The organism is Glycomyces tarimensis, assembly GCF_054776215.1.
In genome coordinates this window covers 355,761-379,984 of the sequence record NZ_BAAHCB010000001.1, presented here as the reverse complement: position 1 = coordinate 379,984, position 24,224 = coordinate 355,761, and the positions used below count along the sequence as shown (strand labels likewise).

22 protein-coding genes and 2 pseudogenes are annotated in these 24,224 nt (G+C 70.6%); 9 read left to right on the top strand and 15 right to left on the bottom strand.

Translation table 11 applies throughout. From position 1 onward, the window contains the following. Positions 1-3 precede the first annotated feature (3 nt). From ACYVK3_RS01820 to ACYVK3_RS01780, 9 genes and pseudogenes are all read right to left on the bottom strand, one after another. Positions 4-360 carry a VOC family protein gene (locus ACYVK3_RS01820; RefSeq protein WP_460495526.1) on the bottom strand — a complete coding sequence of 119 codons (357 nt, stop codon included), beginning with the start codon at positions 358-360 and terminating at the stop codon, positions 4-6. A gap of 51 nt (positions 361-411) precedes the next feature. Then, complete coding sequence (locus ACYVK3_RS01815; protein WP_460495525.1) at positions 412-879, bottom strand: Sec-independent protein translocase family protein; 468 nt, start codon at positions 877-879, stop codon at positions 412-414. Between the two features lie 47 nt (positions 880-926). Next, the gene (locus ACYVK3_RS01810) at positions 927-2,183 is read right to left on the bottom strand and encodes a S1C family serine protease (RefSeq protein ID WP_460495524.1); all 1,257 of its coding nucleotides are present in this window, start codon (positions 2,181-2,183) and stop codon (positions 927-929) included. Positions 2,184-2,517: 334 nt separating this feature from the next. Next, complete coding sequence (locus ACYVK3_RS01805; RefSeq protein WP_081687227.1) at positions 2,518-2,685, bottom strand: DUF3117 domain-containing protein; 168 nt, start codon at positions 2,683-2,685, stop codon at positions 2,518-2,520. A gap of 173 nt (positions 2,686-2,858) precedes the next feature. After that, on the bottom strand, positions 2,859-3,347 hold the full coding sequence (locus ACYVK3_RS01800) for a hypothetical protein (RefSeq protein WP_460495523.1): 489 nt from the start codon (positions 3,345-3,347) through the stop codon (positions 2,859-2,861). A 61-nt stretch (positions 3,348-3,408) separates the two neighbouring features. Next, on the bottom strand, positions 3,409-3,732 hold the full coding sequence (locus tag ACYVK3_RS01795; protein WP_460495521.1) for a DivIVA domain-containing protein: 324 nt from the start codon (positions 3,730-3,732) through the stop codon (positions 3,409-3,411). 18 nt (positions 3,733-3,750) lie between these two features. Further along, complete coding sequence (locus ACYVK3_RS01790) at positions 3,751-4,386, bottom strand: hypothetical protein (protein WP_460495520.1); 636 nt, start codon at positions 4,384-4,386, stop codon at positions 3,751-3,753. 845 nt (positions 4,387-5,231) lie between these two features. After that, a pseudogene (locus tag ACYVK3_RS01785) lies at positions 5,232-6,890 on the bottom strand (FtsK/SpoIIIE domain-containing protein); the annotation flags it as partial. A 45-nt stretch (positions 6,891-6,935) separates the two neighbouring features. Next, entirely contained in the window at positions 6,936-8,192 is a 1,257-nt protein-coding gene (locus ACYVK3_RS01780) for a M18 family aminopeptidase (RefSeq protein ID WP_460495519.1), read from the bottom strand. A 49-nt stretch (positions 8,193-8,241) separates the two neighbouring features. Here ACYVK3_RS01780 and folP point away from each other — a divergent pair, with 49 nt between their 5' ends. Next, positions 8,242-9,105 carry a dihydropteroate synthase gene (gene folP, locus ACYVK3_RS01775; protein ID WP_460495518.1) on the top strand — a complete coding sequence of 288 codons (864 nt, stop codon included), beginning with the start codon at positions 8,242-8,244 and terminating at the stop codon, positions 9,103-9,105. 46 nt (positions 9,106-9,151) lie between these two features. Beyond that, on the top strand, positions 9,152-9,922 hold the full coding sequence (locus ACYVK3_RS01770; protein ID WP_460495517.1) for an SAM-dependent methyltransferase: 771 nt from the start codon (positions 9,152-9,154) through the stop codon (positions 9,920-9,922). On the opposite strand, the gene ACYVK3_RS01765 is transcribed toward ACYVK3_RS01770, so the two are convergent. Beyond that, a complete protein-coding gene (locus ACYVK3_RS01765; protein WP_460495516.1) occupies positions 9,919-10,608 on the bottom strand; it encodes an LOG family protein in 690 nt (229 codons plus the stop codon). The two genes, ACYVK3_RS01770 and ACYVK3_RS01765, sit on opposite strands and share 4 nt — an antisense overlap. After that, on the bottom strand, positions 10,605-11,678 hold the full coding sequence (dapE, locus tag ACYVK3_RS01760) for a succinyl-diaminopimelate desuccinylase (protein ID WP_460495515.1): 1,074 nt from the start codon (positions 11,676-11,678) through the stop codon (positions 10,605-10,607). The genes ACYVK3_RS01765 and dapE overlap by 4 nt, the downstream gene beginning before the upstream one ends. Before the next feature lie 39 nt (positions 11,679-11,717). Here dapE and dapD point away from each other — a divergent pair, with 39 nt between their 5' ends. Next, the gene (gene dapD / locus ACYVK3_RS01755; protein WP_460495514.1) at positions 11,718-12,647 is read left to right on the top strand and encodes a 2,3,4,5-tetrahydropyridine-2,6-dicarboxylate N-succinyltransferase; all 930 of its coding nucleotides are present in this window, start codon (positions 11,718-11,720) and stop codon (positions 12,645-12,647) included. A gap of 105 nt (positions 12,648-12,752) precedes the next feature. Then, positions 12,753-13,136 (top strand): YbjQ family protein, encoded by a 384-nt coding sequence (locus ACYVK3_RS01750; RefSeq protein WP_460495513.1) that lies wholly within the window; start codon positions 12,753-12,755, stop codon positions 13,134-13,136. Here the strand turns inward: ACYVK3_RS01750 and ACYVK3_RS01745 are convergent. Beyond that, positions 13,126-14,265: an Mrp/NBP35 family ATP-binding protein gene (locus ACYVK3_RS01745; RefSeq protein ID WP_460495512.1), complete on the bottom strand. Its 1,140-nt coding sequence runs from the start codon at positions 14,263-14,265 to the stop codon at positions 13,126-13,128. The two genes, ACYVK3_RS01750 and ACYVK3_RS01745, sit on opposite strands and share 11 nt — an antisense overlap. Positions 14,266-14,320: 55 nt before the next feature. On the opposite strand from ACYVK3_RS01745, the gene ACYVK3_RS01740 reads away from it, so the two are divergent. Continuing rightward, positions 14,321-15,172, top strand: coding sequence for a PhzF family phenazine biosynthesis protein (locus tag ACYVK3_RS01740; RefSeq protein WP_460495511.1), 852 nt, complete (start codon positions 14,321-14,323; stop codon positions 15,170-15,172). Here the strand turns inward: ACYVK3_RS01740 and amrA are convergent. Further along, on the bottom strand, positions 15,150-15,761 hold the full coding sequence (amrA, locus tag ACYVK3_RS01735; RefSeq protein ID WP_460495510.1) for an AmmeMemoRadiSam system protein A: 612 nt from the start codon (positions 15,759-15,761) through the stop codon (positions 15,150-15,152). The two genes, ACYVK3_RS01740 and amrA, sit on opposite strands and share 23 nt — an antisense overlap. 91 nt (positions 15,762-15,852) lie before the next feature. Here amrA and ACYVK3_RS01730 point away from each other — a divergent pair. Continuing rightward, positions 15,853-16,738: pseudogene (locus ACYVK3_RS01730) on the top strand (SDR family NAD(P)-dependent oxidoreductase). A gap of 291 nt (positions 16,739-17,029) precedes the next feature. After that, positions 17,030-17,650 carry a vitamin K epoxide reductase family protein gene (locus ACYVK3_RS01725; protein ID WP_460495509.1) on the top strand — a complete coding sequence of 207 codons (621 nt, stop codon included), beginning with the start codon at positions 17,030-17,032 and terminating at the stop codon, positions 17,648-17,650. A gap of 15 nt (positions 17,651-17,665) precedes the next feature. Here the strand turns inward: ACYVK3_RS01725 and cysC are convergent, their stop codons facing one another. Beyond that, complete coding sequence (gene cysC, locus ACYVK3_RS01720; RefSeq protein ID WP_460495508.1) at positions 17,666-19,210, bottom strand: bifunctional sulfate adenylyltransferase/adenylylsulfate kinase; 1,545 nt, start codon at positions 19,208-19,210, stop codon at positions 17,666-17,668. 366 nt (positions 19,211-19,576) lie between these two features. Between cysC and ppc the strand changes: the two genes are divergently transcribed. After that, complete coding sequence (ppc, locus tag ACYVK3_RS01715) at positions 19,577-22,333, top strand: phosphoenolpyruvate carboxylase (RefSeq protein WP_460495507.1); 2,757 nt, start codon at positions 19,577-19,579, stop codon at positions 22,331-22,333. Between the two features lies 1 nt (position 22,334). Here the strand turns inward: ppc and ACYVK3_RS01710 are convergent, their stop codons facing one another. After that, positions 22,335-23,201 carry an arylamine N-acetyltransferase family protein gene (locus ACYVK3_RS01710; protein ID WP_460495506.1) on the bottom strand — a complete coding sequence of 289 codons (867 nt, stop codon included), beginning with the start codon at positions 23,199-23,201 and terminating at the stop codon, positions 22,335-22,337. Positions 23,202-23,339: 138 nt separating this feature from the next. Here ACYVK3_RS01710 and ACYVK3_RS01705 point away from each other — a divergent pair, with 138 nt between their 5' ends. Beyond that, on the top strand, positions 23,340-24,185 hold the full coding sequence (locus tag ACYVK3_RS01705) for a metal-dependent hydrolase (RefSeq protein ID WP_460495505.1): 846 nt from the start codon (positions 23,340-23,342) through the stop codon (positions 24,183-24,185). The last annotated feature ends 39 nt before the right edge of the window (positions 24,186-24,224 follow it).

Below are 24,224 nucleotides of genomic sequence, written 5' to 3'. Positions count from 1 at the left end.
TCCTCACACCGTGACGAGGCAGAAAGGGTGACCCACCGGGTCGGCGAAGACCCGGAACGTCTCACCGCCGCCCTCGAGGCGCCGCGCGCCGATCTTGAGGACCCGCCGCTCGCCCTCGTCCAGGTCGTCGACCTTCACGTCGAGATGCATCTGCTGATGGACCTCGGGGCTCGGCCACGTCGGCGCCCGGTAGACCTCCGCCTGCTGGAAGGCGATCCCGGGCCGGTCCGACCCGTCGCCGATGACCACCCAGTCGCCGTCGTCTTGGACCTCGCTCATGCCGAGGAGCTGCCGGTAGAACGCCGAGAGCGATTTGGGGTCAGGACAGTCGATGACGAATTCGTGCAGTGTTCCGATCATCCCCGCAGTGTGGCAGAAGACACCGACATCGGGCGGCGGAACGGCTCGGGATCAGGTGGCGTCGTCGTAGCGGCTCGCGGCGCGCTCGCCGCCGGTCTCCCGCTGCGAGGCGTCGTCACCGCCGATGGCCGTCGCGGGCGCGCGCGTCGACCGCCGGCCGTTGACGCTGCGCCGAGTCTCCTCGATCCCGCGGGTGGTCTCCTCGAGATCTTCCTTGAGGGGCTTGGTGCTGTCCTCGAGGTCCTTCATCGTGGCCTTGAGCGGGTTGGTCAGCAGCTCCTGATCCTCTTCGCTCAGGATGTGCTTGCGGACGAAGGTCTTCGGGTTCAGGTCCTCGGGCTTGATGTCCGTGCCGATCTCGCGGCTGAGGTCCGCGGCGGCGTTCGACGCCATGTTGCGCGCCTTGAAGACGAACTGGCGGAGACTGCGCAGCGCCTCGGGAAGCTTGTCGGGACCCCAAAGGAAGATCGCGATGAGGATGATGACGAGGAACTCGACTCCGCCCAAGCCTCCGAACACGCTGACCTCCCTAGACCTGAAAAACCTCCGCCTAGCGTACCCGCTGATCAGTCGCTCGCCGCCGCGAGAGTCACCTGGGCGCTGGCCTCCTGCCCGTCGCGCTCGTAGACCACGGTCACCGTCGTGCCGGGGGCGAGCTTCCGAACGAGCGCTATGAGCTCGGTGTTCTCGGTGACGGTTTTGCCGTCGAAGTCGGTCAGGACGTCGCCGTCCCGGAGTCCGGCCTCCTCCGCGGGGGAGCCGGGCAGCACCTTGCTCAGCGTCACACCGACGCCCAGCTCCTCGTGACCCAGTTCGGCGCCGATGACGGTGTGCGAGGCCGATCCGCTCGCGATGATCTCGTCGGCGATGCGCTTGGCCTGGTTGATCGGGATGGCGAAGCCGATGCCGATGCTGCCGGCCTGCTCGCCCTCGGCCGCCGTGGAGGCGATCGCGGTGTTGATGCCGATGACCTGGCCGGCGACGTCGGTGAGCGGGCCGCCGGAGTTGCCGGGGTTGATCGCGGCGTCGGTCTGGATCGCGGCCATGACCGACTCGATCTCGCCCGAAGAGTTCTGGGTGAGCACCGGGCGGTCGATCGCCGAGACGATCCCCTCGGTCACCGTCGAGGACAGCCCGAGGGGTGCGCCTATCGCGAGCACCGGGTCGCCCACGGCCATCTGGTCGGAATCGGCCAGGACCATCGGTGGGTGGTCCTCCCCGTCGATCTTGAGGACCGCGACGTCGGAGTCCGGGTCGGAGCCGATGACCTCGGCGACGGCGACCTCACCGTTGTTGAACAGGACCTCCAGCTGCTCGGCGGGCTCGGAGCCCCCGCCCACGACCACGTGATGGTTGGTCATGATGTAGCCGTCGTCGCTGACGATGAAGCCCGAGCCGTTCCCGCCGCCGGCGGTCAGCACGGTCACGACGGACGGCATGATGCTCGCGACCACGCCCGCGACCGAATCGGCGTCGCGCTGGACCTGCGGCTCGGCGCCGGTGATGGTGCCGCCGAGGACGTCGGTGCGGGTGGCCCAGATGCCGATGGCCGCGCCGAGCGTTCCGGCGATGAGGGAGACGATCGCGGAGACGGCCACGACCAAGCCGAGCCCGACGCGTGCGGGGCCCGCGGGTCGGGGCCGCAGCGGTTCGATCGGGGGAGCGGCGGGAGCGGGCCTGGTCTCGATGACGGCGTGGCTGCGCGGGTCGCGCCACGGGTCGGAGGCCGCCGCGGGGTGCCACCAGGCGGAGGCGTGGTCCTGCGGCCCTGGCGCCTGCGGACCGCCGGGTGCTGCGTGGGACTGCTCGGTGCCGTAGGTCATGTGTTGTCCCCTCGTGGGTACGGGGCCTTCTTGCGGGGTCCGTTCCTTAGGTCCCATTGTCGCCCACGGGCGCAAGGATGGCACACCGATCCGGCACGGCGTGATCTCCGACGTTTCGCGCGAGTCTGTATTACGATGGCCGGTCCCGCGTGATCATTCGCGGAGGTGCACCGCGAAAGCCGGTCGCACATGAACCTCCGCGCGCGTATCGCGGAGGTTTAGACGAGCCGCTGCGGTTGTACTGCGAAGGCTCGCCTCGGACGAGCTGCCGAGGCGAGCCTTCGGTGTCCGATCGGCGGTGGGGTATTCGCCGCGGGGGTGCTCAGCGCTTGTGCTACTCGAGGGCGCCTTGGAGCTCTTTGTTGAGCGTCTCAGCTTCCTCTGGGGTCATTTCGACCACGAGCCGGCCTCCGCCTTCCAGCGGGACCCGCATGATGACGCCGCGGCCCTCCTGGGTAACCTCCAACGGACCATCACCAGTCCGCGGCTTCATGGCCGCCATATTCGTCTCCCCTCGATCCAATGTCGCAGGTTGCGACCCGACGTTGCTAGATCAAGTTTCCCCGATGACGTGCGCGAGAGCCAACTCGCCCCTCCGAGTATGTGATAAAGTTCCGGAGAAATCGCCCCATAAGGTATAAGCCGGACTAAGGGAATCGTCCCTGGACAGCGGGCTTATTCCTCAGGGTCCTGTTCGTGCTCGACCCCCAGAAGGAACGCCGTGCCCTCCAGCTCGCGCCCGTATGGGGCCACGAACGTCGGCAGCTCCTTCGGCCCGAGCGACCTCGTGTACGACCAGAACCGGCGCACCGCCTCGGCCCGGTCGAACGCCTCCACCGGGATCGACAGACTCACCAGCCAGTCGCGCTTGCGCTCGGCCGTCGGCAGGGCCGCCACCAACCGCTCCCAGGCCTCGCCGTCCAGCTCGTTCCAGCCCTCATCGGCATCGGCCGGCTTCGAGAGCTCGTTCAGGCGCCGCCGGTAGGCGACCGCGCCGCCGTCGATCCGCCCGAAGGCGTAGACGCCTCCGGGGCCGGCCAGCGCCACCTCGTCGCCGTCCGCCGCACCCGCGGGCACCCCTGCGGCGGGCTCGACTGAGTCGACCTCGTAGGCCTGTTGCTCAATGAAGTCGTCCTCGTTCAACACCAGCAGCCAATAACGCATCGCACAATCCCATCACGTCACGCCGGGCGGCGTCGCCGTGGCTCGGCCGTCGCGCTCTGCCTCACTCGTCGGCGTCGACCGCCGACGCCTTCACCGCGGCGAGCTCGCGCTCCAGCTCGGCGAGCCGCTCATCGCGCCGACCGATCTCCCACGCCAGCCGGTGCAAGGCGGCGTCGACCTGGTCGGTGCGGTAACCGCGCAGGCCCGTGTCGAAGCGCACCGCGCCCACTTCGCCCTCGGTCACCGGGCCGTCCTCGCCCAGACCCGCGGGAGTGCCTTCGACGGTGTCGTCGCGCAGTGTGTCCTGGCCGGTGGCCCAGACGACGATGGCGAACGCGATCCACACGCCGATGGCCGCGACCACGACCGCAAGCAATATGCCCACAGGACCCTCCAACATGCTCTACGCGAAGAACGCGAGATAGGCGAACAGGGCCATTGTGACGACAGCGAGCGTGACCCCGAGACGCGGGTTGTGCGGAACGACGGCCTTGATCGGCTTGCCGGCCCGGTCGAACATCGGCATGCGCGGCTTGTTGGCCGCCCCCACCAGGACGTATCCGACGAGCGCGGCCGCGACGGGGGGCATGAACATGACCCACCACGTCGAGTCGCCGCCGCCGGTGGTGCGCAGCCACACCACCTGGCCGAGCAGGCAGGCGGCCATGACGCCGCCGTAGATGACGAGCTCGCGCAGGATGTGGTGGGCGCCGGGGAGCATCGTCGGTCGCTGCGCGGCGCGCATCGCCGCCAGGCGGGCGTCGGCCGCCTCGCGCAGGCGCACCCGGCCCTCGCGCAGGACGGCCTCGACGTCGTCGCCCTCGACCGGGGCGGGAGCGAGGTCGGGCACGGGCTTGCGCAGGGCCGCGCAGCCCTCGGCGAGCGAGGCGACCTCCTCGTCGAGGGCGCCGCGCAACGACTCCAGCGCCTTGCGCCGGCTCGCGAGGCGCTTCTTGGACTGCTCGGCGCTGGCGGTGGTGTCGGCGTCGAGCTTGGCCAACTCGTGGACGAGGTCGTTGTAGGCGCTGAGCGCGCTCATCGCTGAGCTCCGAATTCATCGAGGCGGCCGGGGCGGACGTAGGGCACGGCGAGGGTCTCGGTGCCGGCGTGGCGGTCGATGACGAGGCAGCGGTTCGCGCGCGACTCCCAACCGATGCTCGGGTCGCCGGTGACGGCGCCGAGATCGGAGCCGGCCACGTTGAGCGCGACCAGACCCGCGCAGTGCTCCCGGTTCGCGGCCCCGCCGATGTCGTCGAGGAAGCGTCTGGCGCCGCGCCACCAGCCGAGCAGGTGGAAGCCGCCAGCGGGGCCGTGCAGCAGCGTCTCGCGCAGTGCGGCGCTCGCGCCGTCCGCCCCGTCGGCGCCGAACCAGATCAAGTAGGCGGGTCCGGTGCGATCGGCGAGGATCTCGCCCGGCACCAGGTTCCGGCAGCGGTGCCCGCTCGATTCGAGGGCGGCGCTCGCCGCGGCGGCGACGTCCTCGGCCCCGGCGGCGGTGGCGGCGATCCGGAACTCCACGGTGCCGGCCTCGTGCTGCTGACCGAGGGAGGTCGCGGCGGCGGCGAGGACGTCGGCGGCGACCGGCGAGGTGCCGAGCACGGCCAGGTGGCGCCCGGGGCTGCGGTCGAAGTGGTAACCGACGGTGGAGACGTCGACGTCGACCGCCCTGCCCAGCAGCGCCCGCGGAGTCGGGTTCGGCTTCAGGGCCGCGTAGCTGGGGTCGTCGGTCAGGTGCTGTTCGTCGAAGCCGCGGAAGACGACCGGTTCCACATCGGATTCGCGCCGCTCCCAGAGGGTGCGCCGCAGCCCGGCCAGCAGGGCCTCGGACGAGGAGGCGTCCGGGAAGGCGCAGGTGCGGTTGCGGCCCTTGATGCCCGCGGAGTCGTTGACGACGGCCTGGCCGACGGTGATGGCCTCGGCGGCGTCGTTGTCGTCGGCGAGCAGGTGCTTGGCACCCGGCAAGGCGATGCGCAGCGGGAACTGCCCGAAGATGGAGTCGCGCTTGGAGTACAGGGCCTCGATGCCGGAGATGGTCTGGGACGCGAGGACGAGATGGACGCCGTAGGAGCGGCCCTTGCGCGCCAGCTCCTCCAGGTGCGCCACGGCCTCGCGGGCGAGCCGGTCGTTGCCGGAGAACAGGACATGGAACTCGTCGACGACGGCGACGATGCGCGGCAGTTTCGCCTCGGGGAGCAGCTCGCGCAGGCGGGCGAGCCTGGTGGCCCCCGCCCGCTTCATCAGCCCCGCGCGCCTTGACAACTCGCCGCGCAGCGCCTGGAGCACCGCGACGCCGTATTCGCGGTCCGACTCCACGCCGACAGCCCTGACGTGCGGGATCCACGACTCGTCGACCGCCGAGGGCGTGAACTCGGTGAACGAGACGCCCTCCTTGAAGTCGAGGAGGTACAGCTCGAGCTCGTCGGGGGAGTAGCGGGTGGCCAAGCCGTAGAGCACGTCGAGCAGGAACACGGTCTTGCCGCCGCCGGTGCGCCCCCCGATGAGCCAGTGCGGCGTGGTGTCGTTGAAGGAGACGGTGACGTCGCCGCCGGGGTCGCGCCCGATGACCGTGGTGAGTCCGGCGCGGCTCGACTCGCTCCAGATCTCGGCCGGCACCAGGTCGGCGACGCTGAGCGTCGACGCCTCCCTGCGCTGGTCGGCCCGCGCGTCGAACACCGCCCGCGTGAGGCTCGGCGACGGCGTCTGGTCGAGCCGGACGGGCAGCGGCAGCTCGCCGAGGTGGATCTCGCCTCCGACCTTCAGGTGCGCGGTGTGCTCGAGCGCGGGCAGGGTGTCGCCGAGGTGGCCGCCCCGCCAGCCGCACACCACGAGGTGGCAGCGGGCGGCCGGGCCGGCGTGGGCGAGCGCGGCGATGCGCTCGCGGATGCTGCGCCCGACCTGCGGCGGCATGCCGGCGACGACGATGAGGTGGTAGGGGCGGTTCGCGATCGAGTGGCCGCGCGCGGCGATGTCGCGGATCTCCTGGAGGCGCTTCTCGGCGGCGGTCAGCACGCGGCCGAGCGAGAGGTGGTCGGTGGCGACCGGGTCCGCCAGGCCCGCGTCGACCAGCGGCGTGGCGGGGGAGAAGACCTGCCCGAGGGTGACGCCGTCGACGAGGCTGACCTCCAGACCCGGGTAGGCGGCGACGAGACGCACCAGCAGGCTCTGGAGGAGCCCGGCGACGCGCGGATCGGCGGCGTCGGCGTCGACGGCCAGGTGGCCGTTGCCGAGCAGGTCGACCAGCGCCGGGAAGGCGGGATCCCCGTCGAGTTCGGCGGTGCCCAGACGCACCGCGCCCGCACGGGGCTCATCGGACCACACTGGAGTGTCGTTCCGTACGGCGTGGAGCTCATCGCCGAGCCAGCCGCTCGCCGCGGCCCCGGCGGCTTCGCGAAGCTTCGCCGACAACTCGCGGCGCCGCCGCGTCACATCGGTGACCGCCAGGCGCGATTCCTCTTCGCCTACAAGACGATCGGCGCGGTCAGCGGCCCCGGCCACGTCGCGCAGCGCCGCGGCCGCACGCTCCAATTCGGTCCGCCAACTCAACGCTGCCTCCCTGTGGTCTCACCGACGAGACCACCATACCGGGGATCAGGTGTGGCTATATAGACCGAGTGCGAGGTCCGCCAGGTAGGCGGGGTCGGACGCGCCGCACAGCTCGCGAGCCGAATGCATCGAGAGGATCGGCGCACCGACGTCGACCGTCAGCATCCCCAACTGCGTGCCCGAGATCGGGCCGATCGTGGTGCCGCCGGGGATGTCGTTGCGGTTGACGTAGTACTGCCAGGGGATGCCGGCGTGCTCGGCGGCGCGGGTGAACACCGCCTGCTCCTCGGCGCCGGTCGCGTAGCGCTGGCCGGCGCTCACCTTGATCATGGGGCCGCCGTTGGGGATCGGCCGGTGGCCCGGCTCGTGCCGCTCGGGGTAGTTCGGGTGGACGGCGTTGCCGGTGTCGGCCGACATCATCGCGGAGTTCGCGATCGCCCGCGCGTACGTCTCGAAGTCGTCGCCCACGAGCCGGCGCAGCACCGTCTCCAGGAACGGGCTCTGGGCCGCCGAGTAGGTCATCGAGCCGATCTCCTCGTAGTTGAAGGAGACGAACATCGGCACGCGCTCCGAAGGCTCGGCCGCGATGACGGCGGCGAGGCCCGCATGGGTGCTCAGCAGGTTGTCCAAGCGCCACGCGGCGAACAGCTCGCCGTCCTTGCCGAGATAGGCGGGCCGGTCGCAGGCGGTGGTGAACAGGTCGAAGCCGAGCACGTCCCCCGCCTCCACACCGGCCTCGGCGGCGACGAACTCGAGGAACTCGCCCTCCCGCGGCTCCCCGAGCCCCCAGATCGGCGTCAGATGCGACTGGGCGTTGAGCTTCTGGCCCTCGTTGACGGTCCGGTCGAGGTGGATCGCCAGGCGCGGCACGCGCAGCAGCGGCCGGTCGACGTGGACGAGCACCTCGGCGCCGTCGCGCATGACCAGACGCCCGGCCACGCCGAGATCGCGGTCGAGCCACGTCTGGTGCGGCACACCGCCGTAGACCTCGCAGGCGATCTGCTTCCAACCGGCCGAGCCGGTGTCCGGGCGCGGCTTGACCTTCAACGTCGGCGAGTCGGTGTGCGCCCCGAAGATCCGGAATCCGTCGACGTCCTCGGCCTGGCGCCAGGCGATGATCGAGCCGTCGCGGACCACGTAGTGGCCACCGGGCTCGTGCGGCCACTCGTCCGCCTCGTCCAGCCGCCGGAACCCGGACGCCTCCAGCCGCTCGCCCGCCACGGCGCACGCGTGGTACGGCGTGGGGGAGGCGGCGATGTACTCGGCGAGGTCGTCGGTGTGGGTCCGGTCGAAGCGCGGCATCGTGGCTCCTTTACTGGCGTGTGTCGAGCGCGGCTGTCAGCATAGAGCAATGCGTGCGTTGAAATTGGGGCGAAGGACGTTCGGTGAGGGCGAATACGCGGTCATGGCGATCGTGAACCGCACCCCGGACTCCTTCTACGACTCCGGGGCCACCTTCGAGTTCGACGCCGCCCTGGTGGCCGTGGCCGGCGCGGTCGCGAACGGCGCCGACATCGTCGACATCGGCGGCGTCAAGGCCGGCGATGGGCCCGAGGTCACCGTCGCCGAGGAGATCGAGCGGGTCGTGCCGTTCGTCACCGCCGTCCACGAGGCCCACCCCGAGCTGGTCATCTCCATCGACACGTGGCGCGGCGAGGTCGCCCGCGAGGCCGTCTCGGCGGGCGCCGAACTCATCAACGACACCTGGGCCGGTTGGGACGCCGGGATCGTCAAGGTCGCGGCCGACACCGGCGTGGGCCTGGTCTGCTCCCACACCGGCGGCCTCGAACCGAGGACCGTGGCCGCCAAACCCCACTACGACAACGTCGTGGCGGAAGTCCGGGACGAGCTCGTGCAGCGCGCCGAGACCGCCGTGGACGCCGGGGTCCGCGCCGACGGCATCCTCATCGACCCCACCCACGACTTCGGGAAGACCACCTACCACTCGCTGGAGCTCACCCGCCGGCTCGACGAACTCACCGATTCCGGCTGGCCCACCCTCGTCGCCCTCTCGCGCAAGGACTTCGTCGGCGAGACGCTCGATCTGCCGGTCGACCGGCGCCTGAACGGCACCCTCGCCGCCACCGCCGTCTCCGCCTGGCACGGCGCGCGCGTCTTCCGCGCCCACGACGTGGCCGCCACCCGCGAGGTCCTCGACATGGTCGCCTCCATCAAGGGCCACCGCCCCCCGAAGCGCCCGCTGCGCAGCCTCTGAGCGAAGCGCACTGGTGCGCCGCCGGTCCGGCTGGGAACATCGGGCCGTGATCGAATACGACGAGCAGACGCTCCACGCGACGGTGCTGCGCCCCGGCACATTCCCCAAGGCCGCCGAGTACGACGCGCGCTGGCAGCACGAGAACGCCATGGGTCCCAACCCGCTGTGGCTGGCCGAGTCCCTGGCCGACCTGATGGAGCTCCTCCCCGGCATGCGGGTCCTCGACCTCGGCTGCGGACGGGCGATCACCTCGATCTTCCTGGCCAAGGAGTACGGTCTCCGCGTCACCGCCGCCGACCTGTGGGTCGAGCCGGCCGAGAACTGGGAGCGGATCAAGGAGGCCGGCGTCGAGGACCACGTCTTCCCGGTCCGAGTCGCCGCCCACGACCTGCCCTTCGCGCGCGGCTGCTTCGACGCGGTCGTGGCGGTCGACTCCTACAACTACTTCGGCATCGAGGAGCGCTACTCGGACTACCTGGTCGACTTCGTCGTGCCCGGCGGGCAGATCGGCGTCGTCCTTCCCGGCGCGACCGCCGAGGTCGTCGACGACCCGCCCGAGCACTTGGCCGACGTATGGGACCGGGCCTTCCACAGCCCCGAGTGGTGGCGCCGCGAGTGGGGCCGCACCGGCCTGGTCGACGTCGAGCACGCCGACCTCATGCCCGACGGCTGGAGGCACTGGGCCGACTGGGAAGCCCTGCCGCGCGGCGAGCAGTGGGTCGGACCCTGCGAGGCGATGCGCCGCGCGCTGCTCGAGGACGCGGGCCGCACCCTCGGCTTCACGCGCCTCATCGCCCGCCGCCGGGAGGCCGCCTAGCCGCCGGCCTTGCCCATGTGCGCCACGGCCTCGTCGAGGTCGTCGGTCACCAGGAGCAGATCGACGTCGTGGGGGCCGATCCTGCCCTGCGCGGCCATGCGGTCGCGCAGCCAGGCCACCAGGCCGCCCCAGTAGTCAGTGTCGATGAGCGCGATCGGGAACCTGCCGACCTTCTGAGTCTGCACCAGCGTCAACGATTCGAACAGCTCGTCCATCGTCCCGAAGCCGCCCGGCAGCGCGCAGAAACCCTGCGAGTACTTCAGGAACATGACCTTGCGGACGAAGAAGTAGTGAAAGTTCAGCTCGATGTCCACGTACGGGTTGGTGCCCTGCTCGAACGGCAGCTCGATGCCGAGGCCGACCGATTTGACGCCGGCCTCGGCCGCGCCGCGGTTCGCGGCCTCCATCGCGCCCGGCCCGCCGCCGGTGATGACCGAGAAGCCGGCCTCGCCGAGCCTGCGGCCCAGTTCGACGCCGAGCTTGTACTCCTCGGAGTCGATCACGGTCCGCGCCGAGCCGTAGACGCCGATGGCGCCGCCGAGCTCGGCCGCCTCGAGCGTGTCGAAGCCCTCGACGAACTCGGCCTGGATCTTCATGACCCGCCAGGCGGCCTTCTGCTTCCACTCCTCCCGGTGGCGGAAGTCCAGCATCTGCTCATCGGCGGTGATGCGGCGCTTGAGGCTCATGATTCCTCCGTAACGTAGGCCCGCAGCGCTGCCGCGCAGGTGCGGATCCTCGGTATCTCGACGCGTTCGTCCTGCTTGTGGGCGAGATTCGGGTCGCCCGGCCCGAAGTTGACGGCCGGAATGCCGAGCGTCGCGAACCGGGCCACGTCGGTCCAGCCGAGCTTGGCGCGGACCTCGCCGCCCGCCGCCGCGACGAACTCGGCCGCGGCGCTCTGGTCCAGGCCGGGCCGGCACGACGGCGCCGAGTCGGTGATCTCGACGTCGAAGCCGTCGAAGACCTCCCTGATGTGGGCCTCGGCGTCCTTCTCTTCGCGGTCGGGCGCGAAGCGGTAGTTCACGTCCACCCAGCATTCGTCGGGGATGACGTTCCCCGCGACGCCCCCTCCTATGCCGACCGCGTTCAAGCCTTCGCGATAGGTGCAGGCGTCGACGTCGACGATGCGGGCCTGGTAGGCGTTCAGGCGCTCCAGGGCCGGCGCGATCCGGTGGACGGCGTTGACGCCCTTCCACGAGCGCGCCGAGTGGGCGCGCTTGCCGCGGGCGCGCACGCGCGCCCGCATCGTGCCCTGGCACCCGGCCTCGACCATGCCGTACGTCGGCTCCAGCAGGATCGCGAAGTCCGATTCGAGCCACTCGGGCCTTGACTTGGACAGCCGGTTGAGGCCGTTGCGGTCCGCCTCGATCTCCTCGCAGTCGTAGAACGCGAAGCTCAGGTCGAAGCGGGGCCGGGTGATCGTGGCGGCGATCCACAGTGCCAGCGCCGTGCCCGACTTCATGTCGGCCGTGCCCAGGCCCCAGAGGACGTCGCCGTCCACGCGGGTGGGGAAGTTGTCGTTGACCGGGACGGTGTCCAGGTGCCCGGCGAGCATGACCCGCCGCCCCAGGCCGAGGTCGGTGCCCGCCACGAGCGTGTTGCCCTCGCGTCGGATCGTCAGGTGCTCGAGCCGGTCCAAGGCCTGCTCCACGGCGTCGCAGATCACCGCCTCGTCACCGGAGACGGACGGGATGTCGCACAGCGCCCGGGTGAGCGCCACCGGATCGGCGAGGACTGCCTCACTCAAAACTGTCACATCCGCAGACGATACTCGCTGCGCCGATAGGCTTCAGGAGTGAGTGATTTCCTGACTGACGCAGCATGGGGCGCCGGCGTGGCGACCGTTGACGCCGACGGCACCGTCCTCGACGTGTGGTTCACCGAGCTCGGTCTCGGCGAGGCGCCGGCCGGTCTCCGGCCCCCGAAGATCGACGCCCCCAACCCCACCGGCACCGCCTCCAAGGGCATCGTCGTCTCGATCGTGTCCCTGGCCGATGAGCCGGCCGGCACTGAGGACGTCTACCTGCGGCTGCACCTGCTGTCGCACCGCTTCGTGATCCCCCACTCGATCAACCTGTCGGGGATCTTCGGCCTGCTGCCGAACAACGCGTGGACGAACTTCGGGCCGGTCCCGGCCGAGCAGATGAGCGCGGCGCGGCTGCGCCTGCGCGAGTCCGGGCAGGTCCTCGAGGTCAAGTCGGTGGACAAGTTCCCGCCGATGGCCGACTACGTGACGCCGAAGGGCGTGCGCATCGCCGACGCCTCGCGCGTGCGGCTCGGCGCCCACCTGGCCGACGGCACCACCGTCATGCACGAGGGCTTCGTGAACTTCAACGCCGGGACGCTCGGCAACTCGATGGTCGAGGGCCGCATCTCGGCGGGCGTCATCGTCGGCGACGGTTCGGACATCGGCGGCGGCGCCTCGATCATGGGCACACTGTCGGGCGGCGGCAAGGAGGTCATCTCGATCGGGGAGCGCTGTCTGCTCGGCGCGAACTCCGGCATCGGGATCTCGCTGGGCGACAACTGCGTCGTCGCGGCCGGCTGCTACGTCACCGCCGGTTCGAAGGTGGCCCTCCCGGACGGCGAGGTGGTCAAGGCCGCGACGCTGTCCGGAAAGGACAACCTGCAGTTCTGGACGAACTCACAGACCGGTCGTCTGGAGGTGCGGCCGCGTTCGGGCTCGTGGGGAGAGCTCAACGAGGCCCTGCACTCCTCACAGTGACCGCCGCCGAGTAGTACTCGGGTACCGCGCCTCCTACTCCGGTAGGGGGCGCATCTCCTGCTCCGGCCCGAAGCGCCGGGCGCCTTTCGGCTCTAAGCTCACGGCATGAGTCACATTGGTGAGGTCGGGGCGTCGAACGCCGCCGCCGAGGGGTTCGTGGTGGTCATGACCGAGAACATTCCCGGATTCGACGTGACCGAGGTCGTCGGCGAGGTCTTCGGCCTGACGGTGCGCTCGCGCAATATCGGATCGGACATCGGCGCGGGGCTCAAGTCGCTCGCCGGAGGCGAGCTCAAGGGCCTGACGAAGGCCCTGGTCGCCTCGCGGCAGCAGGCCGTCCAGCGGATGATCGACCAAGCGATGTCCTTGGGCGCCGACGCGGTCGTGATGATGCGCTACGACGTGAGCGACGCGCGAGGCATGGGCACCGAGGTCTGCGCCTACGGCACCGCCGTCAAGGCCGTCAGGACCGCCTCGGTCACGAGGTAGGCGTCAGCCCGAGCTGCTTGCCGGCCAGGGAGACCTTCCTGACGGCGAGCTGCTCGGCGATCGCGGTGATGGCGCGCGAGGCCTCGGCGTCGGGGTCCGACATGACCAGCGGCACTCCGGAGTCGCCGCCTTCGCGCAGCCTCGTGTCGAGCGGCACCTGACCCAGCAGCGGCACCTCGGCGCCGACGTCGCGGGTGAGCGCCTCGGCGACGGTCTTGCCGCCGCCGGAGCCGAACGGCTCGATCGTCGAGCCGTCGGGCAGCTCCATCCACGACATGTTCTCGACCACGCCGGCGAGCTTCTGGTGGGTCTGGGAGACGATCGCGCCGGCCCGCTCCGCCACCTCCGCGGCGGCCTGCTGCGGGGTGGTGACGACCACGAGCTCGGCGGTCGGCAGCAGCTGCGCGACCGAGATCGCGATGTCGCCGGTGCCGGGCGGCAGGTCGAGCAGGAGCACATCCAGCTCGCCCCAGTAGACGTCGGCGAGGAACTGCTGGAGCGCGCGGTGCAGCATCGGGCCGCGCCAGACCACGGCGGTGTTGCCGGGGGTGAACATGCCGATCGAGATGACCTTCATGCCGTGCGACTGCGGCGGCATGATCATGTCCTCGACCTGCGTGGGGGCGCCCTCGACGCCGAGCATGCGCGGCACGGAGTGGCCGTAGATGTCCGCGTCGACGACGCCGACCGACAGGCCCTTCTTCGCGAGCGCGGCCGCCAGGTTGACGGTGATCGACGACTTGCCGACCCCGCCCTTGCCCGAGGCGATCGCGAACACGCGGGTGCGCGACTCGGGGAGGTTGAACGTGATGACCGGCTCGGCGGCCTGGCCGGGACCGCGCAGCTTGGTCTGGAGGTCCTTGCGCTGCTCCTCGGTCATGACCCCGAAGGTGACCTCGACCTCGTCGACGCCCTCGACGCTGAGCGCGGCCTCGCTCACGTCGCTTTGCAGCGTGGCGCGCATCGGGCATCCCGAGACCGTGAGCAGGATCGTGACGTCCAGGCGGCCGCCGTCGACCTCGACGGCGTCGACCATTCCCAGCTCGGTGATGGGGCGACGGATCTCGGGGTCGTTGACGTGCGAGAGCGCTTCGGTGACGGCCTCGACTACAGCGGCGGTATCAGACATGCCCCAATCGTAACCACCTGGACGCGGTTCGCCATTGGGCAGTACGCTCCCGCACATGCTCGCCTTCGAGATCGTCGACGTCTTCACCGAACGCCCGTACGCGGGCAACCAGCTCGCCGTCGTCTACGACGGCGAGAGCCTGACCACCGGACAGATGCAGGCGATCGCGCAGGAGTTCGGCTTCTCGGAGACTTCGTTCGTGCTCGCCGCCACCACCGACGAGGCCGACTACCGCGCCCGGATCTTCACCCCGACGGAGGAACTGCCGTTCGCGGGGCATCCCACGGTCGGCTCGGCGATCGCCGCGGTCGCCGCCGGGCGCGTCGTCCCGCAGGGAGCCAGGGTGGTCCAGGAGTGCGAGGCCGGGCTCATGACCGTCGACCTCGACGGCCGGAGCGCGAAGCTCACTTCGGCCGCCATCGCCATCGCCGTCGGCGGATCGATCGACGCCGCCACCGCCGCCGCGGCCTGCGGTCTGGAGGCCGCGAGCGTCATCGGCACGCCGCAGACGACCAGCGCCGGATACGCCCACAACTTCGTGCGTCTGGCCGACGCGGACGTGACCGCGGCCGTCGACACCCCGGGCCACCTGGAGAAGATCTACCCGTTCAGCTTCGACCCGGAGACCAACGCCGTCCACGGCCGCCTCTTCCACGTCGGCGTCGGCGAGGACCCGGCCACCGGCTCGGCGGCGCTCGCCCTCGGCGTCCACCTGGTCGACCAGGGTCTCATCAGCGGCGAGGGCACCCACACGTACGAGATCGCCCAAGGCGCGGAGATCGGCCGCCCCTCGCGGATGCTCGGCGAGGTCCTCGTCAAAGGCGGCAAGGCCGTGTCCGTCTCGGTCACCGGCTCGGCCGCCAAGGTCGCCGAAGGCCGTCTCGTCACGCTGCCCAGCGGGCGCTGAACGTCTCGGTCGTGTAGGACTCGGCCGCGAGCTCCTCGGGCCACAGCGCCGAGCGCAGCTCGCCCCTCCACAGCCCCTGCGGCCATCCGCCCTTGCGCAGCAGCGCCGCCACGAACCGCTCCGGCTCGCGCAGCGACGCCCACACCGACGGCAGGAACGTCGCCCGGCGCCGTTCGCCGCCGGCCAGGGTGAGACCGTCGGTCCCGGGCCGCAGCTGCTCGAACAGCGCCGCGAACGAGTCCACCGCCAGCGGGCGCGAGGGCGACAGGAGCGCGACGGTCACCCGCAGCCGCGGCAGTTCGGCGGGCTCGACCGGTGCCAAGCGCGGGTCCTGAGCCGCCAGCCTCGCGTTGCGCACCACGTCCAGACCCAAGGGCCGCAGCGGCGTCAGCGTCCCGATGCATCCGCGCAGCGTCGTCCCCCGCTGCAACGTCACGAACGTCGCGGTCGGGCGGTCGAGGACCTCGGGCATCGACTGTGGAGCCAGGCGTGCGACCAGCTCGGCCGCGCGCGGCGGCCGGGCCTCGAAACTCGTCTCGACCGCGCTGCGGGCCAACGCCGTCAGCGTCTGCTCGATCGGGGACTCCATCGTTCGATGGTGACACAGCCCGCATCGGCGGCAACCGGGTGGCGCGTTCGCGTGATTGGGGCCCGGCGGTGCTGTGTTTCGTCATCCGTACATGAGAGACTGCCCGCATGAACTCACCGCGCCCCAGGCAAGCGCCATTCGACCGAGACGCCGGACTCGCCGAGGTGATCGACCTGCCCGCGAACGAAGACGCGGAGGAGCGGGAGCGCCAGCTCGGCCGCATCCAGGAACTCGACTCCCTCGCCGGGAAGGTCGCGCTCGTGACCGGCGCGGGGGCGTCCGACGGCATCGGGTACGCCATCGCCACGCGTCTTCGCCTGCTCGGCGCGTCGGTCGCGGTCGTGTCCACCACCAAGCGGATCCATGAGCGGGCCGGGGAGATCGACGCGATCGGATTCGTCGCCGACCTGACCGACGAGGCCGAGGTCGGCGGCCTGGCCGACGCGGTCGCCGACGCCGTCGGCGAGGTCGACATCGTCATCAACAACGCCGGGCTCACCTCGAAGTCGGATCCGGCCGTGGTCAAACCCGTCGCGCAGTTGTCCTATGCGGATTGGCAGACGGAGATCGCGCGCAACCTCGACACCGCCTTCCTCGTCTCGCGGGCGTTCGTCCAAGGCATGGCCGAGCGCGGCTGGGGGAGGATCGTCAACATCGCGGCCGCCATCGGCGTGGTCAACGCCGTCCCGGCCGAGGCCGCCTACGCCGCCGCGAAGGCCGGCGTCACCGGACTGACGAAGGCGCTGGCCACCGAGGTCGTGGCCGACGGCGTCACCGTGAACGCGATCGCCCCGGGACTGATCCGCACCGGATCGTCCACCGTCCCCGAGCTCCAGCGGGGCCTCGACGGCCCGCTGGGCCGTCCCGGCACGCCCGAAGAGGTCGCGGCCGCCGCGGCGTTCTTCTGCGCGCCCTCGGCCTCCTATGTGACGGGCCAGACGCTCGTGGTCGACGGCGGAGCCGGAATCCGAGCCTAGGCGCCGCCGTGTGCACTCCGACTCGCGCGCGCCCCGGCATGCGCGTGCGGACTGCCGACTGGTCGAACCCGCAGTTCGCGAAGTAGTTCGTCGGCGGCAGTCGTTCCGTCACGGGCCAGCGTCGACGTCGACGGAGGCGCCGTCGGCGTCGACGGCTCGGCCCTGACGACAGGCGAGGAGCCGCAGGACGGCGCCCGGCGTCGAAGTCAAGACGATCGTCCGCAACTTCGGTGCAGCGGCGGTCGTTAGACCGGCATGATCACGACTTCGGAATCGACACGGGCGGCGGAAATGGACGAGACCTTCGGGGAGACGGGGACCGAGTTCAAGGGGCGGTTGAGCACCGGCCTGGTGCTGCTGCTCGGCGGCCTGGTCGGGCTCGCGGCGGCCTTCGACCTCACCTACGAGCGCATCGCCTCGCTCATCGACCCCGGCCACGTCATCTCCTGCGACTTCAACCCGGTCCTGTCGTGCGGCACCGTCATGAACACCGAGCAGGCCTCGGCGTTCGGCTTCCCGAACCCGGTGATCGGCCTCATCGCGTTCCCGTTCGTGCTGTTCATGGGCGTGCTGGTGCTCGCGCGCGTGGAACTGCCGCGCTGGATTTCGCTGGTGTTCAACCTCGGCACGCTCGCCGGCCTCGGCTTCGTCGCCTGGCTGATCTTCCAGTCGGTCTACCGCATCGGCGTGCTGTGCCCGTGGTGCATGGCGGTGTGGGCCGCGGTCCTGCCGATCTTCTGGTTCACCACCGTCTACAACCTCCGAAGCGGCGCGATCGGCGTCGGCGAGGACTGGCGCGGCCCCGTCGACGAGCTGCTTCGCTACCACTGGGTCGGCCTGGCCGTGCTCTACGGCGTCATCGTGGCCATCGTCGGCATGGGCTTTTGGGACTACTGGTCCACGCTGTTCTAGGGCCTCGCACGCGACTCAAGCGATCTTGAGCCCGATCGGCTCCAGCCAGCCGCCCTCGGACAGGAACTCGATGACCTGCTCGACGGCCTCGCCGATGGTGATGTCGCTGGTGTCGATCGTCAGCTCGGCGTACGGCGGCTCCTCGTACGGGTCGGAGACCCCCGTGAACTCGGGGATCCGCCCGGACCTGGCCTTGGCGTACAGGCCCTTGCGGTCGCGCGCCTCGCAGACCTCCAGCGGCGTGTTGACGTACACCAGCACGAAGTCGGCGCCGGCCGCCTCCGCCATGCGCCGCGCCTCGGCCCGGTCCGCCTCGTACGGCGCGATCGGCGAGGCCATACCGATGCCGCCGTGGCGGGCGACCTCGGCCGCGACGAAGCCGATGCGGCGGATGTTCATCGAGCGATCCGCCTTGGAGAAGCCGAGCCCGGCCGAGAGCAGGCGCCGCACCACGTCGCCGTCGAACAGCGAGACCGTGCGCGTGCCGTCCTCCAGCAGCGACTCGTAGACCCCGCGCGAGATCGTCGACTTGCCCGAGCCCGACAGGCCCGTGAAGAACAGCACCAGGCCCCGCTGGCGCCGCGGCGGGCGCGCCTTGCGCAGTTCCGCGGCGACGCTCGGCGGCGTGTGCCACTCCGGCAGGCCGAAGCCGCGGTCGAGCATGTCGGCGATCTCGGCGTCGCTGAGCGCGGTGCGTCTGAACGGCGGCTCGATGTCCTCGATCGGCCGCCACTGGCCGTCGCGGGTGTCGTAGGCCAGCTCGCGCGGCACCATCGCGCGGATGCCGTCGCCGCCGGAGAGCCCATCGGGGCCGGTCATGATGTGCGTGGCCCCGTACGCGGCCGCGACCTTCGCCGTCAGCAGGCCGTCGCGGAGCCGGTCGCCCCGCTTGGACAGCGGCACCGTCAGCACCGTCGCCGTCGGGAGCCGGTCCTTCGCCGCCAACACGCTGCGCACCAGCGCCGCCGTGGGCAACCGCAGCGCCGTGTCGCCGTTGGTCTCGTCGCCGGTGGGGATCATGACCAGCACGTGCGCGGCCAGGTTGTGGGCGGCGCGCACCAGCTGGGCCAGCTGGGGGCGGTGCAGCGGCCGGTCCGCGACCAGCGCCAGCACGCGTTTCTTGCTGTAGGTGGTCTTCGCTTGATCGGGGGTGGCGCGCAGGCCGATGAACACGCCGTGGGCGGCGTCGGCGATGCGCCGGACCGGCCCGCCGACGCGGACGATGTCGGGGCCGAGCGGATCGAGCGCATGGCATTCGACGGCCGCCACCGGAGCGCCCTCCGGATCGGTGATGCGCAACACACGCCGCTTGCGGTCGGGGTGGTCGAGCTTCTCGGCGAGGTCCACCGGTACGTCCAGCGTCACCGGCACCGGCCAGGCCGTCCCGTCCAGGAGCGAGCCGGTCCGGGTCACGTGCCGCGCCTCAGCGGCGCTCATGAAGCCGCGCAGCGGATCGTAGGCCCCGTACAGCAGCAACTCCAGGTCCGCGAGCTCGTGTGGCAGCGGAGTATGGCTCGGCGCCTCGGCGAGGACCTCGTCGGGCAGTACCCAGTCAGACATCGTTGGTCGCGATCCCTTCGCAGTGCTCAGGCGGCTGTGCGGCACCGGTGAATTCGGTGGTTGCACCAGGGTATTCCACCGGTACGTCACACTCCTCACCCGCAGTGCGGATCCGTAGGCGCCGTCCCGCATGCCGGGCCGAGCAGGTGCCGCGGGCATTGCGAATAAGTTACGCTGACAGCGCTCAAGCACGGCTCGCAAGCGTCACCGAGGTGCCTCACGGCTTCGCATGCGGCGCCGTGAGGGCCCGCAGATACCTCACAGGGAACTTTGAGGGCCGAGCAGTAGTGCAGCAGTGACCGCGGACATCGGCGTCGGCGCGAGCGGCCCCGCGTGGGTGTGCCCAAACCACCACTGGAGAACTCCATGGACTACTACGACACGTCCGGCGAAGTCGACGACAAGCAGCTCCGCCGGGACATCCGTCGTCTCGGCAACCTCCTCGGCCAGGCCCTGGTCCGCCAGGAAGGCCCCCAACTGCTCGAACTCGTCGAGGAGGTACGCGGCCTCGTCCGCGACAAGCCCGAGGCCGTCGCCGCCCGCCTCTCGAAACTCGACGTCACCGAGGAGGTCGACCTCGCGCGCGCGTTTGCCACCTACTTCCACCTCGCCAACATCACCGAGCAGGTCCACCGCGCCCGTGACATGCGCCGCGGCCGCGCCGAGAACGGCGGCTGGCTCGCCCAGGCCCGCGCCGAGATCACCGCCGAGGACATCCCCGCCGACCAGATCGCCGCCGCGGCCGATCGGCTCGAAGTGCGCCCGGTGTTCACCGCCCACCCCACCGAGGCCGCCCGCCGCTCCATCCTCATCAAGCTGCGCAACATCGCCGACCTGCTCGACGCCGAGACCGCCGAGCGCGCCGTCCTCGGCTCCGCCGACGTCGACGCCGTCAACTCGCGCCTCGCCGAGATCATCGACCTGCTGTGGCAGACCGACGAGCTGCGCGTCGAGAAGCCCGAGCCCTCCGACGAGGCCCGCAACGCGATCTACTACCTCACCGACCTCTACCGCGACGCCGCCGCCCGCGTCCTCACCGATCTGAACGCGACGCTCACCGACCTGGGCGGCTCGCCCCGACCCGGCAGCGCCCCGCTCAAGTTCGGCACCTGGATCGGCGGCGACAGGGACGGCAACCCGTTCGTCACCCCCGAGGTCACCAAGCAGGTCCTGGTCATGCAGCACGAGCACGGCATCGCGGCGGCGGAGGGAGCGGTGGCGGGCCTCATCAACGAGCTGTCGGTCTCGCAGGCCGTCCGGCCCGCCTCCCAGGAGCTCATCGACTCGGTCACCGCCGACCTCGACCGGCTCGACAACATCCCGGCCCGCTACCGGCGCATCCACGCCGAGGAGCCCTACCGGCTCAAGGCCCGCGCCATCGAGGCGAAGCTCGCGAACACCCGCGCCCGCCACGCCGAAGGCCTGCCTCACCGGCCCGGCATCGACTACGCCGACGGCCGCGAACTCCTCGCCGACCTCCAGGTCATGCGCGACTCGCTCGCCCGCCACCGCGGGCAGCTCGCCGCCAAGGGCGTATTGGACAACGTCATCCGCACCGTCGCCGCGTTCGGCCTCCAACTGGCCACCATGGACGTCCGCGAGCACTCCGAGGCCCACCACGCCGTCCTCGCCGAGCTGTACGACACCGCCGGCGAACTCGACAAGCCGTACGCCGAGCTCACCACCGCCGAGCTCCACGAGCTGCTCTCACGCGAACTGTCCGGCCACCGCCCGCTCGCGCCCGCCGACGTCGACCTCTCCGACCTCAACCGCAAGACCTTCGACGTCTTCCGCGCCATCAAGGACGCGCAGCGGCAGTTCGGCCACTCGATCGTGGAGTCCTACATCATCTCCATGACGCACGAGCCGGCCGACGTCCTCGCCCCGGCGATCCTCGCCCGCGACGCCGGACTCCTCGACGTCGCCCGCGGCCGCGCCGACATCGGCTTCGTCCCCCTCCTCGAAGAAGTCCAGGAGCTCGCCAACGCCGGCACCCTGATCGACGGGCTGCTGAGCCTGCCCGCCTACCGCGCGATCGTGGCCGCCCGCGGCGACGTCCAGGAGGTCATGCTCGGCTATTCCGACTCGAACAAGGACGCGGGCATCACCGCCAGCCAGTGGAACATCCAGAAGGCCCAGCGCCAGCTGCGCGACGTCGCCTCCAAGCACGGGGTGCGGCTGCGGCTGTTCCACGGCCGCGGCGGCACCATCGGCCGCGGCGGCGGCCCCACCCACGAGGCGATCCTGGCCCAGCCCTCGGGCACGCTCGACGGCGCCATCAAGATCACCGAGCAGGGCGAGGTCCTCTCCGACAAGTACACGCTGCCCGCGCTGGCACGCGAGAACCTCGAGCTGACGGTGGCCGCCTCGCTCAAGGCGACGCTGCTGCACACCGAGCCGAGGCACCAGCCGGACGTGCTGGGCCGCTGGTTCGAGGTCATGGACCAGACCTCGCAGGCCGCCAAGGCCGCCTACCGCGATCTGACCTCGCGGCCGGGCCTGTCCGACTACTTCTGGGCGGTCAGCCCCACCGAGCTGCTCGGCGCGCTCAACATCGGCTCGCGCCCGTCCAAGCGCCCCAACACGAGCGCCGGACTGGAAGGCCTTCGGGCGATCCCGTGGGTGTTCGGCTGGACCCAGTCGCGCCAGATCGTGCCGGGCTGGTTCGGCGTCGGCTCCGGCCTCGCCGCCGCCCGCGAGGCCGGTCTGAGCGACCAGATCGCCGAGATGCACGGCAAATGGCACTTCTTCTCCAACTTCATCTCCAACGTGGAGATGACGCTGGCGAAGACCGATCTCAGCATCGCCTCGCAGTACGTCGCGACGCTCGTGCCGCCGAAGCTCCAGCCGATCTTCGAGCTCATCAAGGCCGAGCACGAGCGCACCGTCGCCGAGATCCTCGCGCTCACCGGCGAGGACAAGCTGCTCGACGCCAACCCGCAGCTCGCGCGCACCCTGGAGGTCCGCGACCGCTACCTGGCGCCGCTGCACCACCTGCAGATCTCGCTGCTCAAGCGCTACCGGGCCGACGGCGATGTCGGGCACGGTCTCGATCCGCAGCTCAAGCGGGCCCTGCTCATCACCGTCAACGGCATCGCCGCGGGGCTGCGCAACACCGGCTGATTCAGGCGCCGCTCGCGGAGGAGCTCTTCTCGGCGTCCTCCGCGAGCTTGCGCTCATGCTGCTCGCAGGCCTTCGCCCACAGCAGCCCCAGCTCCTCGTCGCCGAGCGTCAGACCGAAGCGCTCGACCAGCAGCTCGGAGAAGCGGTCGAGGTCGGCGATGATGCGCATGATCTTGCCGTCGCTCAGGGCCGGGTCGATGATCGTCAGCGTCCGGGCCCGCAGCACCATCGTCGCGTCGTCGAGCGGCAACTGCGCCGTCAGCGTCTTGACGAACGGCGAGTCCGGCGAGGTCGACAGCTCACGGCACTTCTCGGCGAACTCGCCGATGTCCCTGGGCGCCACCGTGAAGTCGAAGGACAGGTCCGAGAGCCTCGGGTCGATCGTGCAGCGCCACAGCTCGTCCTCCAGCTGCCACATCCCGAAGTTGAACGGGCCCACGCGGTGGCTGCCGGTGCGCAGCGGCAGCGGGTCGCGGAACCCCGTGCCGAGCCCGGTGTCGGCCACGAACTCCCCGTTCGAGAACCGCACCACCAGCGGCATGTGGTTGTACCAGTTCTCCTCGCCCTCGGTCTCGCGGGCCACGGCCCCGAGCACGCGGCGCACGTCGAAGCCCATCGCCTCCAGCGCCAGCGCGAGCACGTGGTTCTTCTCGTAGCAGTACCCGCCCCGACCGCCCCGCACGAACTTGTCGAACAGCGCCTCGTCATCGAGCCGGATCGGGCGTCCGAGCTGGATGTCGAGGTTCTCGTACGGGAAGGTGTCGATGTGGGCACGGTGGATCCGGACGAGCGCGTCGACTGTGGGACGCCTCGGCCGCGCGAGCCCGATCCGCTCGAGATAAGCGGACAGCTGGGAGGAGGTGAACACACAATGACCCTAGCGCGAGTGTGTCGCACCATCGACCTAGATTGGAACAATGCTCGCGGTCGTGGCGAGAGTCGTTGCGACCGTGTGGCATAGTCTTCGCGTCCTCCCCGGAACCGCCCTGATTAAGGAGACCCCACTATGGTCATGGGTCCCACCCACGCCATGTCCGGCGCCGCCCTGTGGCTCGCCGGATCGGCGGTGGCCGACGTCGCGTTCGGCCTCGACCAATCCTCCGCCGAACTCGTCGTCGGCGCCATCGCGGCGTCCGGCGCCGCCCTGTATCCCGACATCGACTGCGCCGGCAAGGTCACCGAGAACAAGGGCGGCTCCACCGTCGCCCGCTCCTTCGGCGTGGTCTCCCTGTTCGTCGCCGAATGCGTCGAGCGCCTGTGCTACTGGTTCTACCTGCTGACGAAGTCCAAGAAGGACAAGAAACGCAAGAACGGGCACCGGACGTTCACGCACACGGCCGTCCACGCCGCCCTCGTCGGCACCGGCACGGGCCTGTTGGCCGCCAACTACGGCAAGCCGGCGGTCATCGCCATCCTGTTCGTCCTCACCGGCCTCGCCGTGCGCGGCCTGCTCCCGGCCTCGGTGAACCGGATGGGCTGGGTCATCACCACCGCCGTCGCCCTGGCCTCCTCCTACGGCATGTACCACCTGCTGCCCGGCGACCGCCACTACTGGATCCTCGGCCTGGCGATGGGCATCGGCTGCTTCATCCACATCCTCGGCGACATGATCACCAAGATGGGCTCGCCGCTGCTGTTCCCCCTCCCGATCAAGAAGCGCCGCTGGTACGACATCGGCCTGCCCAACACCATCGCGCTGCGCGCCGGCGGCAAGGGCGAGAACCGGATCCTCCTCCCCGTCCTCACCGGCCTCGTGGTCATCGGCATGTTCTACAACCTGCCCGAAGTCCAGGAGTTGCTCTTCGGCTCGACGCCCGCCGAGACCGCCGGAGACGTCGGCGGTTCGAGGTAGACTCGACCGGTTGCCGGAACCGGGACTCCCTGTGCCAAC

Coding starts and splice junctions, on each gene's coding strand:
- ACYVK3_RS01810 (WP_460495524.1), bottom strand. CDS start 2,183: ATGACCTACGGCACCGAGCAGTCCCACGCAGCACCCGGCGGTCCGCAG.
- ppc (WP_460495507.1), top strand. CDS start 19,577: ATGGACTACTACGACACGTCCGGCGAAGTCGACGACAAGCAGCTCCGC.
- ACYVK3_RS01765 (WP_460495516.1), bottom strand. CDS start 10,608: ATGAGCCTCAAGCGCCGCATCACCGCCGATGAGCAGATGCTGGACTTC.
- ACYVK3_RS01725 (WP_460495509.1), top strand. CDS start 17,030: ATGGACGAGACCTTCGGGGAGACGGGGACCGAGTTCAAGGGGCGGTTG.
- ACYVK3_RS01790 (WP_460495520.1), bottom strand. CDS start 4,386: ATGAGCGCGCTCAGCGCCTACAACGACCTCGTCCACGAGTTGGCCAAG.
- amrA (WP_460495510.1), bottom strand. CDS start 15,761: ATGGAGTCCCCGATCGAGCAGACGCTGACGGCGTTGGCCCGCAGCGCG.
- ACYVK3_RS01745 (WP_460495512.1), bottom strand. CDS start 14,265: ATGTCTGATACCGCCGCTGTAGTCGAGGCCGTCACCGAAGCGCTCTCG.
- ACYVK3_RS01740 (WP_460495511.1), top strand. CDS start 14,321: ATGCTCGCCTTCGAGATCGTCGACGTCTTCACCGAACGCCCGTACGCG.
- ACYVK3_RS01820 (WP_460495526.1), bottom strand. CDS start 360: ATGATCGGAACACTGCACGAATTCGTCATCGACTGTCCTGACCCCAAA.
- ACYVK3_RS01705 (WP_460495505.1), top strand. CDS start 23,340: ATGGTCATGGGTCCCACCCACGCCATGTCCGGCGCCGCCCTGTGGCTC.
- ACYVK3_RS01800 (WP_460495523.1), bottom strand. CDS start 3,347: ATGCGTTATTGGCTGCTGGTGTTGAACGAGGACGACTTCATTGAGCAA.
- ACYVK3_RS01750 (WP_460495513.1), top strand. CDS start 12,753: ATGAGTCACATTGGTGAGGTCGGGGCGTCGAACGCCGCCGCCGAGGGG.
- ACYVK3_RS01780 (WP_460495519.1), bottom strand. CDS start 8,192: ATGCCGCGCTTCGACCGGACCCACACCGACGACCTCGCCGAGTACATC.
- cysC (WP_460495508.1), bottom strand. CDS start 19,210: ATGTCTGACTGGGTACTGCCCGACGAGGTCCTCGCCGAGGCGCCGAGC.
- folP (WP_460495518.1), top strand. CDS start 8,242: ATGCGTGCGTTGAAATTGGGGCGAAGGACGTTCGGTGAGGGCGAATAC.
- ACYVK3_RS01805 (WP_081687227.1), bottom strand. CDS start 2,685: ATGGCGGCCATGAAGCCGCGGACTGGTGATGGTCCGTTGGAGGTTACC.